22 protein-coding genes are annotated in these 18,939 nt (G+C 61.5%); 11 read left to right on the plus strand and 11 right to left on the minus strand.

What is annotated here, in order from left to right; genetic code table 11:
• Positions 1 to 11: 11 nt before the first annotated feature.
• Together HDE79_RS08090 and HDE79_RS08095 are read left to right on the plus strand one after the other, a co-directional pair.
• Positions 12 to 404 carry a hypothetical protein gene (locus HDE79_RS08090; protein WP_184601429.1) on the plus strand — a complete coding sequence of 131 codons (393 nt, stop codon included), beginning with the start codon at positions 12 to 14 and terminating at the stop codon, positions 402 to 404.
• Between the two features lie 61 nt (positions 405 to 465).
• Positions 466 to 1,179, plus strand: coding sequence for an arginyltransferase (locus HDE79_RS08095; RefSeq protein ID WP_184601430.1), 714 nt, complete (start codon positions 466 to 468; stop codon positions 1,177 to 1,179).
• Between the two features lie 82 nt (positions 1,180 to 1,261).
• Here HDE79_RS08095 and HDE79_RS08100 read toward each other — a convergent pair whose 3' ends face one another.
• Positions 1,262 to 2,782 (minus strand): FMN-binding glutamate synthase family protein, encoded by a 1,521-nt coding sequence (locus HDE79_RS08100; protein ID WP_184601431.1) that lies wholly within the window; start codon positions 2,780 to 2,782, stop codon positions 1,262 to 1,264.
• Positions 2,783 to 2,868: 86 nt separating this feature from the next.
• On the minus strand, positions 2,869 to 4,050 hold the full coding sequence (purT, locus tag HDE79_RS08105) for a formate-dependent phosphoribosylglycinamide formyltransferase (protein WP_184601432.1): 1,182 nt from the start codon (positions 4,048 to 4,050) through the stop codon (positions 2,869 to 2,871).
• Positions 4,051 to 4,210: 160 nt separating this feature from the next.
• Here purT and HDE79_RS08110 point away from each other — a divergent pair, with 160 nt between their 5' ends.
• Genes HDE79_RS08110 through HDE79_RS08120 form a run of 3 tightly spaced genes read left to right on the plus strand, consistent with a single transcriptional unit; the run spans position 4,211 to position 5,622 of the window.
• The gene (locus HDE79_RS08110; RefSeq protein WP_184601433.1) at positions 4,211 to 5,080 is read left to right on the plus strand and encodes an SPFH domain-containing protein; all 870 of its coding nucleotides are present in this window, start codon (positions 4,211 to 4,213) and stop codon (positions 5,078 to 5,080) included.
• 10 nt (positions 5,081 to 5,090) lie between these two features.
• Positions 5,091 to 5,444: a hypothetical protein gene (locus tag HDE79_RS08115; RefSeq protein WP_184601434.1), complete on the plus strand. Its 354-nt coding sequence runs from the start codon at positions 5,091 to 5,093 to the stop codon at positions 5,442 to 5,444.
• A complete protein-coding gene (locus HDE79_RS08120; protein WP_184601435.1) occupies positions 5,434 to 5,622 on the plus strand; it encodes an Arc family DNA binding domain-containing protein in 189 nt (62 codons plus the stop codon). The genes HDE79_RS08115 and HDE79_RS08120 overlap by 11 nt, the downstream gene beginning before the upstream one ends.
• Before the next feature lie 63 nt (positions 5,623 to 5,685).
• Here the strand turns inward: HDE79_RS08120 and HDE79_RS08125 are convergent, their stop codons facing one another.
• Both HDE79_RS08125 and HDE79_RS08130 read right to left on the minus strand, forming a co-directional pair.
• Positions 5,686 to 6,072: a hypothetical protein gene (locus HDE79_RS08125; protein ID WP_184601436.1), complete on the minus strand. Its 387-nt coding sequence runs from the start codon at positions 6,070 to 6,072 to the stop codon at positions 5,686 to 5,688.
• A 95-nt stretch (positions 6,073 to 6,167) separates the two neighbouring features.
• Positions 6,168 to 6,545: a DUF423 domain-containing protein gene (locus tag HDE79_RS08130; protein ID WP_184601437.1), complete on the minus strand. Its 378-nt coding sequence runs from the start codon at positions 6,543 to 6,545 to the stop codon at positions 6,168 to 6,170.
• Between the two features lie 82 nt (positions 6,546 to 6,627).
• Here HDE79_RS08130 and HDE79_RS08135 point away from each other — a divergent pair, with 82 nt between their 5' ends.
• Complete coding sequence (locus HDE79_RS08135; protein WP_184601438.1) at positions 6,628 to 7,242, plus strand: SCO family protein; 615 nt, start codon at positions 6,628 to 6,630, stop codon at positions 7,240 to 7,242.
• Positions 7,239 to 7,691, plus strand: a complete 453-nt coding sequence (locus tag HDE79_RS08140; protein ID WP_184601439.1) for a copper chaperone PCu(A)C — start codon at positions 7,239 to 7,241, stop codon at positions 7,689 to 7,691. The genes HDE79_RS08135 and HDE79_RS08140 overlap by 4 nt, the downstream gene beginning before the upstream one ends.
• A 16-nt stretch (positions 7,692 to 7,707) precedes the next feature.
• Here the strand turns inward: HDE79_RS08140 and HDE79_RS08145 are convergent, their stop codons facing one another.
• The 7 genes from HDE79_RS08145 to HDE79_RS08175 form a co-directional block, all read right to left on the minus strand.
• A complete protein-coding gene (locus HDE79_RS08145; protein ID WP_184601440.1) occupies positions 7,708 to 8,583 on the minus strand; it encodes a cytochrome c oxidase assembly protein in 876 nt (291 codons plus the stop codon).
• Positions 8,584 to 8,611: 28 nt separating this feature from the next.
• Positions 8,612 to 10,552: a Gldg family protein gene (locus tag HDE79_RS08150; protein WP_184601441.1), complete on the minus strand. Its 1,941-nt coding sequence runs from the start codon at positions 10,550 to 10,552 to the stop codon at positions 8,612 to 8,614.
• A 3-nt stretch (positions 10,553 to 10,555) separates the two neighbouring features.
• Positions 10,556 to 11,290 carry an ABC transporter permease subunit gene (locus tag HDE79_RS08155; RefSeq protein WP_184601442.1) on the minus strand — a complete coding sequence of 245 codons (735 nt, stop codon included), beginning with the start codon at positions 11,288 to 11,290 and terminating at the stop codon, positions 10,556 to 10,558.
• Positions 11,287 to 12,246: an ABC transporter ATP-binding protein gene (locus tag HDE79_RS08160; protein ID WP_184601443.1), complete on the minus strand. Its 960-nt coding sequence runs from the start codon at positions 12,244 to 12,246 to the stop codon at positions 11,287 to 11,289. The genes HDE79_RS08155 and HDE79_RS08160 overlap by 4 nt, the downstream gene beginning before the upstream one ends.
• Before the next feature lie 197 nt (positions 12,247 to 12,443).
• Positions 12,444 to 13,802: a polyketide cyclase gene (locus HDE79_RS08165; protein ID WP_184601444.1), complete on the minus strand. Its 1,359-nt coding sequence runs from the start codon at positions 13,800 to 13,802 to the stop codon at positions 12,444 to 12,446.
• 286 nt (positions 13,803 to 14,088) lie between these two features.
• Positions 14,089 to 14,730 carry a response regulator transcription factor gene (locus HDE79_RS08170; RefSeq protein WP_184601445.1) on the minus strand — a complete coding sequence of 214 codons (642 nt, stop codon included), beginning with the start codon at positions 14,728 to 14,730 and terminating at the stop codon, positions 14,089 to 14,091.
• Between the two features lie 157 nt (positions 14,731 to 14,887).
• Complete coding sequence (locus HDE79_RS08175) at positions 14,888 to 16,111, minus strand: sensor histidine kinase (protein WP_184601636.1); 1,224 nt, start codon at positions 16,109 to 16,111, stop codon at positions 14,888 to 14,890.
• Positions 16,112 to 16,344: 233 nt separating this feature from the next.
• Here HDE79_RS08175 and HDE79_RS08180 point away from each other — a divergent pair, with 233 nt between their 5' ends.
• From HDE79_RS08180 to minE, 4 genes are read left to right on the plus strand one after another with little or no spacing between them, the layout of a single operon-like run.
• Positions 16,345 to 16,989, plus strand: a complete 645-nt coding sequence (locus HDE79_RS08180; protein WP_184601446.1) for a GNAT family N-acetyltransferase — start codon at positions 16,345 to 16,347, stop codon at positions 16,987 to 16,989.
• Positions 16,986 to 17,780, plus strand: a complete 795-nt coding sequence (gene minC, locus HDE79_RS08185) for a septum site-determining protein MinC (RefSeq protein WP_184601447.1) — start codon at positions 16,986 to 16,988, stop codon at positions 17,778 to 17,780. The genes HDE79_RS08180 and minC overlap by 4 nt, the downstream gene beginning before the upstream one ends.
• Positions 17,781 to 17,824: 44 nt before the next feature.
• Positions 17,825 to 18,640, plus strand: coding sequence for a septum site-determining protein MinD (minD, locus tag HDE79_RS08190; RefSeq protein ID WP_184601448.1), 816 nt, complete (start codon positions 17,825 to 17,827; stop codon positions 18,638 to 18,640).
• Positions 18,641 to 18,645: 5 nt separating this feature from the next.
• Positions 18,646 to 18,930 carry a cell division topological specificity factor MinE gene (minE, locus tag HDE79_RS08195; RefSeq protein ID WP_184601449.1) on the plus strand — a complete coding sequence of 95 codons (285 nt, stop codon included), beginning with the start codon at positions 18,646 to 18,648 and terminating at the stop codon, positions 18,928 to 18,930.
• The last annotated feature ends 9 nt before the right edge of the window (positions 18,931 to 18,939 follow it).

An 18,939-nucleotide genomic window follows, 5' to 3' on the forward strand; every position in this document is an offset into this window, starting at 1 on the left:
ACTAACTAACTATGCGCCAGATCTATACCTCCCAGCGACAGGAAAACATCGACCGCGTGGTTGCCCTCATGAGCGAACACGCCATCGAAACCCTGGTTACGAACCGCTCCAATTGGAATCGGCCCAGCTACCAGCGCTTCAGCTATTCCGAACGCACTGAAGATCGCGAAACCTGGCCGCAGGTGTGGATCAGCCGGGCGGACGACTACACTCGTGCCCGCGAACTGCTGCGCAGCATCGGCATCGAGCCAGTCATCCGTCACGGCGAGGAGCTGGCGGCCGCGCGCAATCCCACGCCCACCATTCAGCGCCGTGGCACCGTGGTGCGCGTACGTCGCATTGTGATGATCGCCGTGCTTGCGGCCTGCGCCATGGTCGTACTGCGGTACATGCATATCGTCTAGCGACGAGCGGATGATTCATGCTGCATCGCTTCGTGCTGCCGCAACGGCATAGAATCGGAGCATGCGCGCCGAGCCCACCATCCGCCTGTTCCAGACGCTGCCCCACGCCTGCGGCTATTACGCCGAACGCACGGCGCAGAATCTGGTGATCGACCCGGCCGCACCGCAGCTCGACAAGCTTTACGGCCCTGCGCTTGAACAGGGGTTTCGGCGCGCCGGTGGTCACCTGTATTTTCCACAGTGTCCGCAGTGCCACGCCTGCACCCCGTGTCGCGTGAATGTGGAAAATTTCCAGCCGGATCGCTCACAGCGCCGCTGCCTGAAACGCAATGCTGATCTCAGCATCAGCGAATCGATACCCAGCTACAACCGCGAGCGGCATGCGCTATACGAAAGTTATCTGCGTCGCCGCCATGTCGGCGGTGGCATGGACGAAGCGGAAGCCAGCGACTTCCGCCGCTTCCTCACCGCGCCGTGGAGCCCCACGCTATTTCTGGAAATCCGTAACGGCGAGCGTTTGCTGGCTATCGCCGTCACCGATGTCTGCCTCACCGGTGTGTCCGCGGTCTATACCTTTTTTGATCCTGCTGAATCCGCACGTAGCCTCGGCACCTTCGCCATCCTGCAGCAGATCGAACTCGCTCGCCGCCGCGGCATACCCTGGCTGTATCTGGGCTTCTGGATAGACGGCCATCCGAAGATGGATTACAAGCGCCGCTTCCAGCCGCTTGAAATTCGCAAAGCCGGCAGCTGGTTGCCGATGCTGCCTTCGTAGGTTGGGATGAGCATTGGCGAATCCCAACGCCGCGGCACGACATGTTGGGATTCGCGTACCGCTCATCCCAATCTACGCAAGATCAGGCATTTTCCGGCAACTTCGCCACTTTCGGATACGGGTACAACGTCTCCAGCGGAACCGACAAACCATCGTTGCCAACCACGCGGCAATGGCTGCGGTTGAGCTCACGGGGTTCGCTGACGCCGCAGCTATGGGCGATGATGCCGACCTCGTGCATCAGGTTGTCGGCATAGTGGAATACCCGCTCGCTCTTGTCGGCAACCACTAGGCCGCGCTGCAACTTGGTGTTCTGCGTCGTAATGCCGGTCGGACAGGTATTGCGATTGCACTGCAGTGACTGGATGCAACCCAACGCCAGCATGAAGCCGCGTGCCGAGTTGACGAAATCCGCGCCGATCGAGAGGGCCCATGCCACGTCATAGGCGGTGATGCACTTGCCCGAACAAATCACCTTGACGCGCTCACGCAGGCCCTTGGTAATCAGCATGTCGAGCAGTGCCGGCAATGCCTCGTGCAGCGGCAGGCCGACACCTTCCATCAGCGTCTGCGGCGCCGCGCCGGTGCCTCCTTCGGAGCCATCGACGATGATGAAATCCGGTGCGCTCTGAATACCTCGCTTTTTCACCTCGTCACAGAGATCGCCGATCCAGTCCACCCCGCCCAACACCGCCTTGAAACCCACCGGCTTGCCGGTGAGTTCGCGGATATGCGCGATCTTGTCGAGCAGCTGGTGAATATTGCCGATGTCCAGATGACGGTTGGGGCTCTGCGAGTCCTTGCCGACCGGGATGCCGCGGATCTCCGCGATTTCCCGCGTGACCTTGGCCGCCGGCAACAGGCCGCCCATGCCCGGCTTGGCGCCCTGCCCCAGCTTGATGCTGACCATCTTCACTTGCTTGTGTGCGCAGATCGCCAGCAGCTTGTCGTCGTCCAGCTGACCGTCTGGCGTGCGCACGCCGTATTTGGCCGTACCGATTTCGAACACGATGTCGCAACCGCCCTCGAGGTGGTACGGCGCCAGACCACCCTCGCCGGTATCCATCCAGATGCCCGCCTTGGCCGCGCCGCGCGACAGCGCACGCACCGCAGGCGCTGACAAAGCGCCGAAGCTCATCGCCGAGATATTGAAAAACGCGGAGTGGCTATATGGCTCGCGCGCATACGGGCCGATCGTGACTGGCACGGGCTCGACGTGCTCCTGGCCAAGATCGGGAAACGGCGCATTGACGAAAAACGGTACGCCTTCCGCACGCAGGTCACGGCTGGAACCGAACGCCGCCGTGTTGTCGACGTTCTTGGCGGCACGGTATACCCAAGTGCGCTCGGCCCGATTGAACGGCATCTCCTCGCGATCGCTGGAATACAGGTACTGGCGAAAGAATTCGCCCAGATGCAGAAACCAGTAGCGAAAATGGCCCACCACCGGAAAATTGCGCAATACCGAATTGGCCTTCTGATTGCGGTCGATGAACCACATCGATGCGATCACCACGACACCAAGCGCCAGCACCATCAGCGCAATCGCCGCACCGATTTCCACCACCACGATCAACCAGTGTGCGAAGCCCGTCGATTGCATATTCGTTCCCTTGTGTCGTTGGCGTCGCGATGCGGACGCGGAGTTTTGTCGTTTCGGGCGGAGCCTAACCCATAAGGTTTACCGGATTACAGCTCAATGCGCAGGCAACCTGCCGCCCGCTTTGCCTTGGCTACCGCTGCCTCCACCGTCTCGGCGCGTGCCAGCGTCACACCCATGCGCCGACGTCCTTTCACCGCCGGTTTGCCAAAGATGCGCAGCTGCGTATCCGGCTCGGCGAGCGCCTCGGCCACGCCGTGATACCGAGGTGCCTCCCCTTCACCTTCGACCAGCACGGCACACGACGCCGAGGGGCCGTTCTGATGGATCACCGGAATCGGCAGCCCGAGGATCGCCCGCGCGTGCAGCGCAAATTCGGAAAGCTCCTGCGAAATCAACGTCACCAGCCCGGTATCGTGCGGGCGCGGGCTGACTTCGGAAAAAATGACCGCGTCACCCTTGACGAAAAACTCGACGCCGAACACGCCCCAGCCACCCAGCGCGCCGGTGATCGCTTCGGCTTGGCGCTGTGCTTCGGCCAGCGCAATATCACTCATCGGCTGCGGCTGCCACGATTCACGGTAGTCACCGTCTTCCTGACGATGGCCGATCGGTGCACAGAAACTCACGCCGCCCTTGTGACGGACGGTGAGCAAGGTGATCTCATAGTCGAAGGCCACAAAGCCCTCGACGATGGTGCGCCCTTTGCCTGCACGGCCGCCGGACTGCGCGTAATCCCACGCGGCCTGCAGTTGGTCCTCGCGCTTCACCACACTCTGGCCCTTGCCCGAGGAACTCATCACTGGCTTGATCACGAACGGCAGGCCGATCGCCGCCACGGCTTCGCGGTATTGCGCTTCGTCATCGCAGAAGCGGTACGGCGAAGTCGGCAACTTCAGCTCCTCGGCAGCGAGTCGACGAATGCCTTCACGATCCATCGTCAACCACGCAGCACGCGCGGTGGGAATCACGTGCAGGCCTTCCTTTTCCATGGCGATCAGGGTCGGCGTGTGGATCGCCTCGATTTCCGGCACCACCAGATCGGGCTGCTCCTGCTCGATCACGGCGCGCAACGCGTCGCCATCGAGCATGTCGATGACGTGGCTACGATGGGCAATCTGCATCGCCGGCGCATTGGCATAACGATCCACTGCGATCACCTCGACCGCAAATCGCTGCAGCTCGATAGCGACTTCCTTGCCCAGCTCGCCGCAACCCAGCAACAGCACGCGAAACGCATGCGACGAATGAGGGGTGCCGAACGGTTTCATCGGGTGCTCCTGAGGCAAACCCGCATTGTAGGGCGAGGCCATGGCGAACGGCCGGTCACCAAACGACAGGCCAGCATCCCGGTCAGGCGTCCTGCCACAAGGCACTTGAATTAGATATCATTTTGATATCTAATTTTATCTCCACGGGAGGATCGCACCAATGAACGAACGCAAGGGTTTCTCGATTGCCGGCATTCCTTTCATCGCTGTCTGTCTGCTGCTATTGGCGATGGGGTTCGGGTTCGGCATCCAGGCAAACGGCGGCTTGCCACTTTGGCTTCCCGCCATCGGCGTGCCGATTTTTGCCATCGCGGTGTTTGTAGCGAAAGGCTTTTTCCAGGTCGCCCCGAACGAGGGCCAGGTACTGCAGCTGTTCGGCAAGTACGCCGGCACGGTGCGCGTTGAGGGTCTGCGCTGGACCAATCCATTTTTCAGCAAACAGCGAATCTCGCTGCGCGTGCGCAACTTCGAGAGCGGCAAGCTCAAGGTCAACGACAGCGACGGCAACCCGATCGAGATCGGCGCCGTGGTGGTGTGGCAGGTGCTGGATACCGCTGAGGCCGTGTTCTGCGTCGACGACTACGAAAACTATGTGCACATCCAGAGTGAATCGGCCCTGCGGCAGATGGCACAGAGTTACCCCTACGACGCGCACGATGACAGCAAGGCCTCGCTGCGCAGCCACGGCGAGGTGATCAATTCGCACCTGCGCGACGAGATCCAGACACGGTTGGGCAAGGCCGGCGTGCAGGTGGTCGAGGCGCGCATCAGCCACCTCGCCTATGCACAGGAGATTGCTCAGGCGATGCTGCAGCGACAGCAGGCCGGCGCCATTATCGCGGCCCGCACGCAGATCGTCGAAGGCGCGGTGAGCATGGTCGAGATGGCGCTCGACCAACTCTCCAAGCGCGGCGTGGTGCAGCTCGACGAGGAGCGCAAGGCGTCGATGGTCAGCAACCTGCTAGTGGTGCTGTGCGGTGAGCGCGGCACGCAGCCAGTGGTGAATACTGGCTCGCTGTACAGCGGTTGAGGCGCTCGGCATGTCCACACAACTTTCCGAATTGCTGACCCAACTGTTTCCCGCCACCATTCTCGCCGTGCTGGGTTGGGTCATCCGCACGAATGGCCCGCAGGGTTTCGTGCACGGCATGGTCGACTGGAGCAAAGTCGACGATGCCATGCGTCGGCGCGCCGGCCGGGATGTCGGCAACCTCCTGTTTGCGATGGCCATCTGGATAGTCGGCTATGTCGTATTCCGCTATCAGGGCGCATACGACCAGGCGACCGACAATCTTGCCCAGGTGATCTTTGTTGGCGGCATCAGCGTGCTGGTGATCGTGATGATCTTCGTGCTGCTGCGACTGCGGGAGACCAAACCAAAGCATGGCCGCTGACAAAAAAGCCTACCCGCTGCGCATCAGCGCTGATGTGCTGAAGGCCATGCAGCAGTGGTCGGACGACGAGCTGCGCAGTGTCAATGCGCAAATCGAGTATGTGCTGCGGGAGGCGCTACGCAAGGCGGGCCGCCTGAAAGCCGGCAAGACATCTACCGCCGATGACGAGAGCAACTGAACTGCTGACCTTCGTTTTGCACGCTGCATTGCCGCGGGTCAGCAGCTGCTAACCCGCTCTGGATCAAGGGCCGTTGGCGGCAACCATTTGCAACTGCGGCAGCTTCAGCTCGCCGAGCTTGCCATCGTCACCGACGACAAACAGACGACCATCGCGTTGCGCGAGGGCGTTTGCATCATTGAGGCCATGCCGCACGGCAACACGCCGCACCAGGCTGCCATCAACCGCGTTGTAGATGCTCAGCTGGTCGCTCTGCCCATCGCCCACCAACAGCCAGTCGTGACTGGCGTCGTGCCAGTGGACCAGCATGTTGGATGTGGGCGATGCCGGGCCAGCAAGACGTGCCGCGTGGCTGAGACCAAAGCCGCTCATGACAACCACGACGAGCGCGGCGAGCATGGCGGAGGCCGGCAACCAGGGGGACATTCGCAAGCGATTGGCGATGTTCATGGCTGCATGCTGACGCCATGGCATGACACGGGGATGACGCCGAGCCTGCCTCAAGTCGCCAATCGGCTCGAATCGATACCTTCTTTCAACACGCTTCAATCAGCGCGGGCACGAAGCGACAGGCCAAGCGCCAGCCAGCCAATGATGAAAGCCAGGCCACCAAACGGCGTGATGATGCCCGTCCAGCGCGGCGCTCCGAGCGCCAGCGCGTAAAGGCTGCCACTGAATAGTGCGATACCCAGAGCGAAACAGATGATCGCAACCCGTCTGCTGCGGCCACCGCCAACAGCCACGGCCAGCGCGAGCGCCAACGCGTGCCATACGTGATAGTTCACTGCGGTATGCCACAACTCGCTGTGGTACTCGTCGAGCACGCTCTGCAGCGCATGCGCACCGAAAGCGCCCAGCAGCACGGCGCTGGCGCCGGCTGCGCCGACCAGCAGGCTGGCGCGTGTACTGACAATTTGACGCATGGGTCCGGGACTTCCTGATTGACGAGCGCCGAGCTGCAGCCGGTGTCGTATGCTTGACGGGATGAACTTGCCGAATTCTCGCATGAAGCCTCTGCCATCACTCCGCCTCGCGCTGCTATTGCTTTTGCTCGCTTTCATCGCGTTGAGCGGCTGCGATAGCAGCCAGAAGCTACCGTTCCGACTGACCGACGTCAGCGGCCATATGCCCGATCTCGATTTCAAGCTCACCGACGATCACGGCAAACCGGTGACTGGCGCCGACTATCGCGGCAAGGTGGTGGTGCTGTACTTCGGCTACACGCACTGCCCCGACGTCTGCCCGCTGACGCTGGCACAGCTGCATGTGGTGATGCAACGGCTGGGACCATTGGCCGACAAGGCGCGCATCCTGTTTGTCAGTGTTGATCCGGCGCGCGACACGCCCGCAGTGATGCACGCCTACGTCAATGCATTCGACCCCCGCGCGATTGGCCTTACCGGCGACGCGCGCGACATCGAGGCGCTGAGCAAGCGCTATCGCTCCGCGTATACGCGCGAGCCGAGTGGCAAGGATGGCAGTTACGAAGTAAGCCACAGTTCGGCGATCTACGTTTTCGACAGCAAAGGCGGCGCGCGGGTGCTGGCGACACCGGCCGACTCGCAGGATGATCTGGTGCACGACCTGCATCTGCTGCTGGATAACGGAACCCCTTCATGAAATCACACGCGCTGTTACTACTGCTTGCCGGCCTGATGGTGACGAGCGGCGTTCATGCCACTGAAGCCGAGCACGTCCGTGCCAGCCATGCGTGGCTGCGCGTCTTGCCGGGTGACCTGCCCGCCGGCGCGTATGTGACGCTGGAAAACGATGGCGCTCAGCCGGCCGTGCTGAGCGGCGCCAGTAGTCCGCTTTATGCGGACGTGATGCTGCACAAGAGTTCCAGCGACGGCGGCATGAGCCGTATGGCCATGGTCGACTCGCTGAGCGTACCCGCACATGGCAAAGCCGTATTGGCACCAGCGGGTTACCACCTGATGCTGATGAAGGCGATTCATCCGGTGAAACCCGGCGATACGATAACGCTGAATCTGAAATTCGCGGACGGCAGCACGCTTGCCACGAATTTCCTTGCGCGCCCGGCAAACGCTGTGGACTCCGGTCCTTAGAGGCCGAACACAAGAATTACTTGTTCGATACAGCACCTGTAGCCGACCGCACGATCGGCTGTCTCGGCACACGACGTGGCAGCCGCCCGTTACGCGACAAGCGTAGCCATTGACGCAATGCCATCAGGCCGCCGATCGATTCGATCAATGCCGCCGGCACCCAAGTGATCACGCCGCCAATCAGTTGCCCTGTCAACACGTTGAAGGTAAACGCACGACCGCAGATTTCGAAGATCGGATACAAATCGGTTTTCGAAAACGTGACGATCGCGCCGGCGAGAATCTGCGGCGTCATGGTGACCGCCGGCGACAGCACGCGCAGCCCGGCAATCATCCGTCCGGGCGGGTGCGGTCGGTGATCCAGCACCAGCGACCAGTAGGCGAAGCCGCTGATCAGCATCGTCCAGTTCATGAAGCGGTACACGCGCCAGTCCAGCATCGCCGTGGTCTGCATTGACGGAATCAGCCAGATCAGGATGAAGCCAATAAACAGCACCGTTGCTACCGCCGGATTCAGCAGCACGCCCATCACTACACGCCATGGCCACGAACGCTGCAACGGGCGCAGCACGCGCAGCCGCCACGCCAGCGGCAGGCCAGCCCGCAGTACGCTCGCCGGATATGCCGTGACGATCAATAGTGGCGCCAGATGGTGCAGCAACACCTGCTGGATGCGATGCATGAAGAACTCATGCTCGGCGTAGTAATCGAGATACGTCTGCAGCGACAGATAGATGATCGCCATGCCGACCCAGAACACCAACTGGCGACTGAAGCTCACCGACAGCCGACGGCTGCCGCGTACATAGAGCACGCAGGTTCCGAGGAAAATCGCCAGAAACACCCATGAGAATTCCCACGGCACCAGCCATTTCAGCAGCGTGGCGATCATGTCGGCGCGTTATCCAGGACAACCACCATTAGCGGCGCTCGCGGCTGCGCCGTGAACGCCGCCAGCCGTATAGCAGTCCGAACAAGGTCACCAGAAGCGGGACCAGGACGATATTGATGAACTTCAGCCGGAAACCCAGCGCATCGATTTCAGCATTGAGCTGATGTTGCACGTCACGCAGTTCCTTGTTGATCGCCAACTGGCGCTGACGAAACTGCTCGATCTCGCGACGCTGTTCGGCACTGGCCGTGCTGGGTTGGCTGCCCTTGGCCGGCTGCAGTTCGTCCAGCCTGCGGCGAGTATCGGCAAGCTCTTGCTCCAGCTCGTGCTCTTTCTGAAGAAACTTCTGATCGGCCACGTTGCGCAACGCCTGCACGCGGGTGAAGGGCCGCTGCGAAGTCGAGCGTCCATGGATCGACAGCAGGGCCGACGAGCCAGTGAGATTGTCGACCAGATTGGTAACAAAATCGCCGTTGTTGGCAAACACCCGCATCATGGTCTGCCCCAGAATGTTCTGCGGCTCCACCCACAGCCGGTCGGTGAGCAGATCCGTGTCGGCCACCAGAATCACCTCGGCATTCGGCACTGAGATCGCCAGGTGCCCGGACTGACGTGCACGTTCAGGAAATGCCGACTCGAACGGCCCGCGCAACCGCGCCGCCAGCACGTAGTTCGCGTTATCTGGCCGGTAACCCTGCAGTAGCAAGGTGGGATCGTTGCTCGCCGCAATCACTCGTTGCGTTGACACGAGCTCTGCATCGAGACTGCTTTGCAAAAGTGGAATCAACCGGGTGCGTGCCGTCGGCGTCAGATCGAAATGGCCGGCATTGGATACGTCGATGCGCTGCAGGCTCGCAGTGATGACGTCGTTGCGATTGAGCTCCTGTGAGCTCAGGCCGAGCATGGCCGGATGATTGAAACTGTTGCCGCCCAGCTCGATCGACAGCATGCGCGCACGGTCCAGCACGATCTTGTGCGGATCGAAAACCACGCCCCATGCCGCAAACAGCCGCGGCAAATCCGAACTCTGATCAGGTTGCCCGCCCATCACCGCGCTGGCCGACGCTTCCGTCGAGGTGTCCAGCTCGGCATCCGGATCGACGAATACGGCGAGGTGACCGCCGCGCAGCACGTATTGATCAATGGCATATTGCGCATCGACCGACAGCTGGCGTGGGTGGATCAACAACAGCATCTTCAAATTGTCATCGACATGCTTGAGCGTATCCATGTCCAGCGTCTTGACGTCGAACAACTGGCCAAGCTGCTGCATCACAGCCCACGGCTGTTCGCCGAGCACCGGGTTGCCGTCGATCGGCAGCGAACTGAGCACACCGATTACCGGCTTGCTGGTCTGGTTCAGCTCGTACAGCAGCTTGGCCACGTCGTATTCGAGAAACGCTTCGCGGGCTGGATCGAAAAACGGAATCGCCAGCGTGCGGTCGACCGGGCGATCCTCCATCACATCGCTGTCGACTGTGCCTGAGACGGCATTGCCGGCCAAACCAAAAAACATCCGCTCGCCGTTGGTGCCACCGCTGGCTGCGGTGAGGCCGCTGCCCTCGGCACTGGCCTCGTCGTCTGAGTACGGCACCGGGTCGATGATCTGCAACTGGATGCGCCCATGCGAACGCGCCACCATCTCCTGCAACATTTCGCTGACGCGCTGTTCATAACTGCGCAGCTGCGGTAGATCGCGCGCCGCGTGGTCGGAAAAATACAGGGTGATCTTCAGCGGCCGCTGCAACGTATCAATGATCTGCAACGTACCCGGCGTCAGCGTGTACAGCTGATCGGTCGTGAGATCGACCCGAGACGCGCGCAACCAGCGGCTGGTGGTAACGATCAGCGTGGCGAAGACCAGCAGCAACAGCAGCAACAGCCCGTAAAGCACGGTGCGACGGCTCAGATGCAGCGCCCTGGAAAGCGCACGGCGCAAACGCTGAATGATTGGCGGAAGGCTGGCCATCGGTCAGCGCGTCCGTTTCAGGTCAAGCAGCAGCACGCCGGCGATCAACCAGCCGATCATGCTGATCAGAAAATACAGCAGGTCGCGAACGTCCAGCACGCCGCGCGAGATCGCTTCGAAATGCTGCAGCATGCTCAGATGCGCAATGGCGCGGACGAGCTTGCGTGGCAGCGTGCCCTGAAAGAAATCCAGCACCTGCGGCTGGCCGGCCAGGATCAGCAGCACGCATACCAACGCCGTGAGGATGAACGCCACCACCTGACTGCGTGTCAATGCCGAAAGACACGCGCCAATCGCGATAAACGTTCCCGCCATCAGCCAGCTGCCCAGATAACCAGCCGCGATCACACCGTTGTCGGGCGCACCCAGATAATTGACCGTGATCCAGATCGGAAAGGTCAGCAGCAGCGCCAGCCCGATAAACAGCCATGCCGCCAGAAACTTGCCCAGCATTGCTTGCCACAATGTCAGCGGCAACGTCAGCAACAGTTCCAGCGTACCGCCCTTGGATTCTTCCGCCCACATGCGCATGGTGATCGCCGGCACAAGAATCAGGTATAGCCACGGATGCATCACGAAAAATGGCTGCAGGTCCGCCTGTTCGCGCTCGTAGAAGTCGCCGGCGTAGAACGTGAGCGTGCCTGCCAGCACCAGAAAGATCACCAGGAACACGTACGCCACCGGCGTCACGAAATAACTGCGCAATTCGCGCCGCATCACCGCGTTGATCGGACTCATTCCGCCGTCTCCGAATTGACGTTGCGGCCACCGTCGACGTCTTGCGTGGTGATCTGGCGAAACACCTCGTCCAGGCGGCCACGTTCCAGCTGGATTTCCGAAACCTCGAGGCCCTGCTCGCGCAGCAGCGTTTCCACCGGTTCGAGAATGCGTTCACCGGTTTTCGGAAACACAGTGATGCGACCATCCAGTGGATCGACTTCGATCGATGCCACCTGTGGCAAGCGACCGAGCATTTCCTGCGACATGCCGGCCCCGGGTGCGCTGAACGATACCGCGCCGTGATAACGCGAGCGCTGCTCAAGCTCCGCCGGCGTGGCGTCGGCCAGCAGCTTGCCGTGAGCGATGATCACCACGCGGTTGCACAGTGCATGCACCTCTTCCAGCAAATGGGTGGAGATCAGAATCGTCCGCTCACGCGCCATCGTGTCAATCAGCTGGCGCACCGCATGCTTTTGATTCGGATCGAGGCCATCGGTTGGCTCGTCCAGCATCAGCACCGGTGGGTCGTGCAGGATCGCCTGGGCCAGACCGACACGGCGACGCAGGCCTTTGGACAGTGTATCGATGCCCAGTCCCAGCACTTCCTCCAGCTGCAGGCGGTGCACCACCTCGTCGAAACGCCGATACGCCGCGTCCGCTTTCAGCCCGCGCATGCGCACGATGAACTGCAAAAATTCGCGCACCGTCATCTCGCCATAGCTTGGCGCACCTTCCGGCAAATAGCCGAGTGCACGCTTGGCTTTCAGCGGCTCACGCGAGACATCGTAGCCGCAGACGCGGGCCGTACCCGAGGTGGGAATCAGGAATCCAGCGATCATGCGCATCGCCGTGGATTTGCCGGCGCCGTTGGGGCCAAGCAGACCAAGCACCTGGCCCGGCTCGACGCGAATGCTCAATGCATCCACTGCAGTCAGGTTGCCATAGCATCGGGTGAGCTGGTCGGTTTCGATCATGTCCGCGGAAAGACTGTGACTGGACGGGTCATCGAACGCCCGTGATCTGCATCATCGGCGCACGACATCCTGCTGCAATGTAGCGCAAGACTCCTGCACGGTTAGGCATCGTTATCGGCAGATGGTTCGCCTGATGGACAAAAACAAAAGGCCCTTCCCATGGGAAGAGCCTTTTGCTCATGCAACAGCGATCAACCTTACTTGCCTGCGCTGGCGGCCTGCGCAGGTGCTGCGGCGGCCGGCGCCGAGCTGGCACTGGCAGGCGAATCGGAATCCGGTGACGGCGGCTTCATGCCGGCTTCCTGTTCTGGCGTCTGCAGTGGCGCATTGGTGATCGGCAGATAGATGTCGTATTTGGCGTAGCTCGTGATGTTGCCGCCGGCGTCCTTCACTTCCGGCGTCACCAGGATGTCGTACGAGCGGTTGATGACGTCGTCAAACTTGTAGCCATGCGTCTGTGCATAGGCCTTGAGCATGTCACGCACCTGCGGCACACCGGCGAAGGTGCCGTTCCAGACACCCTCCAGTGTGGAGCCGCCGAAGGCGAGCAAGGCGCGCACATTGCCGTCGATCACCAGACGGCCAAAGCGGTCACGGCTGCCCGGGGCAGCGTTGTCAGCTGCAGCGGGCGTTGCCGCAGTGCCGGCCTCAGCCGGCGCACCGGAGGCGTCCAGCGCCGGCGGCGTTGCGACAGTCAGCTGCTGGCTCTGCCCGGCGACGGTCAGGGTGCTCGAGTCGATCGGCATCGCCACGTCGAAGGTGAACGTGTCATCGCCATAATTGGTGGTGATCAGCTCGCGCGGGCCGGTGATGTTGACACCCAGCTTCTTCGCTGCCGCCTGAATCTGGCCAATGGCCTTGTTGGTGGCGTCATCCAGACCATCCAGACCATCCTTGCGGGCAATCGAGGTGGACACCATGAGCACCGGCGCCTGCTGCGTCTGCGCGATGTAGGGGATCAGCTCGCTGTAGTCGATGTTGGGCACGCCGGCCAGCACGTTCTGCAGGTTGTTCAGGCTGAACTGGATGAATGAATCGGGGTCGCCATGGATGTACAGATTGGCAAAGCGATTGACCAGATTCCAGCCGTAGGACACGTCATACGACCACTTCACCGTGGTCAACTGCCCGCGGCTGCCCTTGCGCTCCAGGTCCAGCGTGAAGTGCTTGTCCAGACCGCGCCAGCTGTTGTCCAGATCCCAGACGATGGAGGCGCTCTTGGTGTTGCTGTCGATCTTGTCGAAGTTCGGGGTGGCGCTGGCAATGGTCAGGCCGCCGTTGCCGACTTTCGGGTCGTTCGCGGTCCAGCTGATTTCCGCACCCGGGCCGTAAGCCTTGCCGGAGAACTTGAAGTCCACGCTCGAATCAAGCGTACGCAGCACCGAGTAATCCGGGAAGCGGTGGAAGTTGTCCAGCACGTCGTAAACCTGGCGCAAGTCCTTGCCGACGTCCAGCGAGCGATCCACATGACCACTGCCTGGCATGACCACCGCTGCCAGCACGCCGAGTGCGGCGACGATGACCAGCGCAACAAGAAATTCAAGGGCACGCATCATTCCAGAGTTCTCCGAGCGTCTCTACGCCAATGACAAACAGCTTAAGTGTCTAAAAATGGATTGCCGGCTTCTGCACGAGCTTGTGCAGCAGTAACGGCGGGGTCCGGCAGATGCCGAGCTTACGGATGTTACTTGCTCGCGGGCCCGAACGCCATGACGTTTTCCCTGGCCATCCAAAACGCCCAAACCCAGCTGCAGCGCCCGCGCCAACCCTATATACCGAGCCGGGTTTTCGTCGCGCCAAGCAAAGTGTTCGGCGGCGAAAAGGGTACGAACGGGCAAAAATTCAGACGATGCCCAGTTCCAGCGCTTTCAGTACCGCCCGCGTGCGGTCGCGTACGCCCAGCTTGGAAAGGATATTTGACACATGGTTTTTCACCGTGCCCTCGGCCACTTTCAACGAATTGGCGATCTCTTTATTGCTATAGCCGCCGGATAACAGGCGCAGAATTTCCGTCTCGCGCTCGGTCAGCGGATCGGGCTGCTCCAGGCTGGTGAACTGGTTATGCATGCGCGAGACGCCGGCCATCAGCCGCTGGGTCACCATCGGCGCCACCAGCGAACCGCCTGCCGCCACTGTGCGAACGGCCTCCACCAGCTGTTCCAGCGAAACGTCCTTCAGCAGATAACCGCGTGCGCCCGCCTTGAGGCCCTGCAACACCAGCTGGTCGTCGTCGAAGGTGGTCAGAATGATCGTCGGCGGCAGTTCGTTGCGCGCGGAAAGCGCCTGCAGCACTTCCAGCCCGCTCATGTTGGGCATGCGCAGATCGAGCAGCACCACGTCCGGCTTGATACGCGGAATGTCTACAACCGCCTGGGCGCCGTCGACGCACTCGGCGATCACGCGAATATCTTCAGCAAGATCCAGCAGGGATCGGACACCTTGGCGCACCAGATTCTGGTCGTCAACAAGACAAACGGAAATCATCGCGAATCCTCGGACAAACGTGAGCTCGCCAAACGCAGCTCGCAAAATAACTCGTGGAATGATGCACGAAGTAACGCATGAATTCGGCGGTGCCTGCCCTGCACGGCCGTCACTATTCTGGCACGACTGCCGTGGTCACCGGGCTCTGACCGCAATGTTACGACACGCTCAAGGCTGGCGGCTCGAAGCGGGTCGGCGCATGTGCCAACGCGCTGTGCTCGCCCAGCGGCAGCCGCACGGTCAGGGCAAACCCCTGACTCATGCCCGTTTCCAGCGTCAGGCTGCCACCAAATTCGGCCAGCCGCTCGCGCATACCCGAAAGTCCATTGCCTGGCTCGATCTGCGCCGCGCCGCGACCGTCATCACGGGCATGCAAGCCCAGCAGGCTGGCGTCAGCGTAGGCAAAATTGAGCCACAGGTTGCGCGCGCCGGCGTGCTTGGCGGTATTAGTGATGATCTCCTGCGCGCAGCGCAGCAGCACTTGTGCGCGACGCGGATCTTCCATGCTGAAACGCGGCGGCATGGCCACGTGAATGCTGAGTCCCGGTACGCCGTCGGTAAGGCTGCGCAGCGCCTGGGTCAGATCAATCGCGTCATCCTGGCGCAGCTCGCTGACCGCCTCGCGCACGTCAGCCAACAGATGCTTGGCCGTACTCTGCGCCTTTCGCACGTGTGCGCCGGCCGCTTCGTTGGTGAGATGGCTGGCCACTTCCAGATTCAGGCTGAGCGCGGTCAGATGATGCCCGATCAGGTCATGCAGGTCGCGGGCGATACGCATGCGCTCAGCGATACGGCTGGACTCGGCCAGCAGCGCGCGGGTGGCGCGCAGTTCGGAATTGAGCCGTCGTTGCACCTCGCGCTGTTCGGCCTGCTGGCTGGCCACCGTGGAGGTGACGAACACCAGCACCGAAATGCCCAGATAAATACTGGCCTGCAGGAAACTCAGCGCGATGCTCTGGTCGTATTCGGGAAAAGTGACGAAAATCGCGACTAGGCTCAACTGTTGCAACACCAGCCAGAGCACGCCCAGCCAGAACGGCAACAGCCAGGGCAGCACCAGCGACGCCACCACCATCAGCATCGCCGACAGGCCGCTATGGCTATACCAGCCTACCGCCACGGCCATCGCCGTCATCAGAGTCAGCCCAAGCAGTTTCAGCACGGGGTGGCGGCGCGAGCCGAGGTTGCTGGTCAGCAGCCAGTACATCAGGCCGAAGATGAGGTAACACAGCGTCCACAGCAGCAGCGCGAAATTGGGACGCTGCAACTGGTTCAGCCGTTCAGTCGCCCAATTGGTGATCAGCGGCGTACCCACCGACAGGTAGGTAAAAAAGCCCGCGTAACGAAGCAAGCGGGTGTGATTGAAAAAGGGCCAGCGCATACCGTGCATCATTGGCCGTCGCGGGCCATCGCGCAATGCGCGAGAAGTCATGCCTGATCCTTTGGCGATCCTGCGCCATGAGCTTTACGAAACTCTTACTTACAGATCGACTACCTGCCGGGCCAACTACCTGCCGCGATGCGAGATGTAAGGGCCGCATCCGCATGCCATAATGCCGTCTTGCACGAGGCAGCATCGGCCTCGTTATCGATCTCATCATTGCGGAGCAACGCATGGCTCTTGCCATCCGCGACGTGCACGAGCACGACCTGGATGCCGTACTGGCACTCAACAACACTGCCGGTCGCTCCATCCTCGCCCTTGACGCCAACCACCTGCGCTATTTCCACGATCACGCCGAGTATTTTCGCGTGGCGGAGATCGACGGCAACCTGGCCGGCTTCGTCATCGCCCTGCGTGAAGGCGGCGATTACGAAAGCACCAATTACCGCTGGTTCGCCGCGCATTACCCGCAGTTCGTCTACATCGACCGCATCGTGATCGCCAACGCCTACCGTCGACACGGCCTGGGCCGCATTTTCTATTCCGACGTGAACAGCTACGCCGAAGTTCGCGTGCCGCTGATGACCTGCGAAGTGTTTCTGGAGCCACGCGATGACGTCGTGGTGCTGTTCCACGGCACCTACGGCTTTCAGGAAGTCGGCCAGCAGCGCATGGGCAATGACGGTCCACAGGTGAGCCTGCTGGCCAAGGATCTGCCCAGCTATACCTTTGTGCGCGAAACCTGGCTCGATCACGGCGGCCTGCCCGACCTGCCGTGGCTGGCCGAGAGCACGCGCCTGATTTCACCGATTACTGTCTCATCAATCACCCTTTCACCGATTACCAAGCCATCGTCCGGAGAACCCCGCTCATGAACGTCAAAGCGGAGACTTCCGACGCCTGCGATCTGCGCTTTGGCCAGGTCGGTATTGCCTGCGTGCGCGTGCGCCGAGTCGATGCAGCCGCACTGTGCGATGAACTGGAGCGGCGCGTGCGCGCCGCGCCAGCCATGTTTTCGCGTGCCGCTGTGGTGCTGGATCTGAGTCACCTGCTCGACCTGCCCGACGACGGTGCCGTCGATGCCCTGCTCGAAGCCGTGCGCAGCGCTGGCATGCTGCCGGTCGGGCTGGCTTATGGCACCAGCGAGACTGAGGCGCTGGCAAAACGCATGGGCCTGCCGCTGATCGCCAAGTTCCGCGCGGCGTATGAGCCGGCAGGTGGCAGCGAAACTGCACCGGCCGCCGAACTGCCGCGCAGCAAGGCGAAAACACGTGAGGAGATCCAGCCTGAGCCTGACCTGCGCGAACCGATCCTGTCCGCGCCAGCGCCCGGCACATCTGTTGGCGCCCAACATCACGCCGGCGCGGTGCGCTCCGGACAACAGGTTTACGCGCGCGACCGCGACCTGATCGTCACCGGCGCGATCGCCAATGGTGCCGAAGTGATCGCCGATGGCAATATCCACATCTACGGCGGCCTGCGCGGTCGCGCCATGGCCGGTGCCCAGGGCGACGAAAAGGCGCGCATCTTCGTATCCGACTTTCGCGCCGAGCTGGTGGCGATTGCCGGGCATTATCGGGTGTTTGAAAAAATTCCTGACGACCTCGAGGGCCAGTCCGTGCAATGCTGGCTCGATGGCGAAAAGTTGCTGATCGCCAAGCTCTAAATCTTTAAATCAATCAATTATAAAAATATTCCGGAGATGAGCCATTGACTGCTGAGATTATCGTCGTCACTTCCGGCAAAGGCGGCGTCGGCAAGACGACCACCAGCGCCTCCCTCGCCACCGGCCTGGCCATGGCCGGAAAGAAAGTTGCCGTCATCGACTTCGACGTCGGCCTGCGCAACCTCGATCTGATCATGGGCTGCGAGCGTCGCGTGGTGTACGACTTCGTCAACGTCGTCCACGGCGAAGCCACGCTCAAGCAGTCACTGATCAAGGACAAGCGCCACGAGAACCTGTTCGTGCTGGCTGCCAGCCAGACCCGTGACAAAGACGCGCTGACCCAGGAAGGCGTCGAAAAGGTACTCGACGGCCTGTCCGAGGACGGCTTCGACTACGTGGTATGCGACTCGCCAGCCGGCATCGAGAAAGGCGCGCACCTGGCGATGTACTTCGCCGATCACGCGGTGGTGGTGGTCAACCCCGAAGTATCCTCGGTGCGCGACTCTGATCGCATCCTCGGCCTGCTCGCCAGCAAGACCCGGCGCGCCGAGCGCGGCGAAAAGCCGATCACCCAGCACCTGCTGCTGACCCGCTACAACCCGGCACGCGTCGCCATTGGCGAAATGCTCAGCGTCAAGGACGTCGAGGAAATTCTCGGCATCAGTGTGGTCGGCGTGATTCCCGAATCGGAAAACGTGCTGACCGCGTCGAACAACGGCATCCCGGTGATCGTCGACGCCAATTCACTTGCCGGTCAGGCCTACAGCGACACCGTAGCGCGCATCCTCGGCGAAGAACGTCCGCTGCGCTTTATCGACGTGCCGAAGAAAGGCTTTCTTCAGCGCGTATTCGGAGGTTGATCACGATGGGCATTCTGGATTTCCTGAAGCGCAAGCCCGAACCCACGGCCAATGTCGCCCGCGAGCGTCTGCGCATCATCGTCGCGCAGGAGCGCTCCAATCGCGGCGCACCCGACTATCTGCCGATGATGCGCAGCGAGTTGCTCGAGGTGATCAAGAAATACGTCCACGTTGACATCGAGGCGATCAGCATCAAGCTCGAGCAGGACAGCGGTCACGAGATCCTCGAGCTTTCCGTCGCCCTGCCGGACGGCAATTCGGCAACGAAGAGTGACACTGCGGCCGGCTGAGCCCGGGCG

Origin of the sequence: Rhodanobacter sp. MP1X3 (genome assembly GCF_014207165.1) — a bacterium.
Taxonomy (GTDB): Bacteria; Pseudomonadota; Gammaproteobacteria; order Xanthomonadales; family Rhodanobacteraceae; genus Rhodanobacter.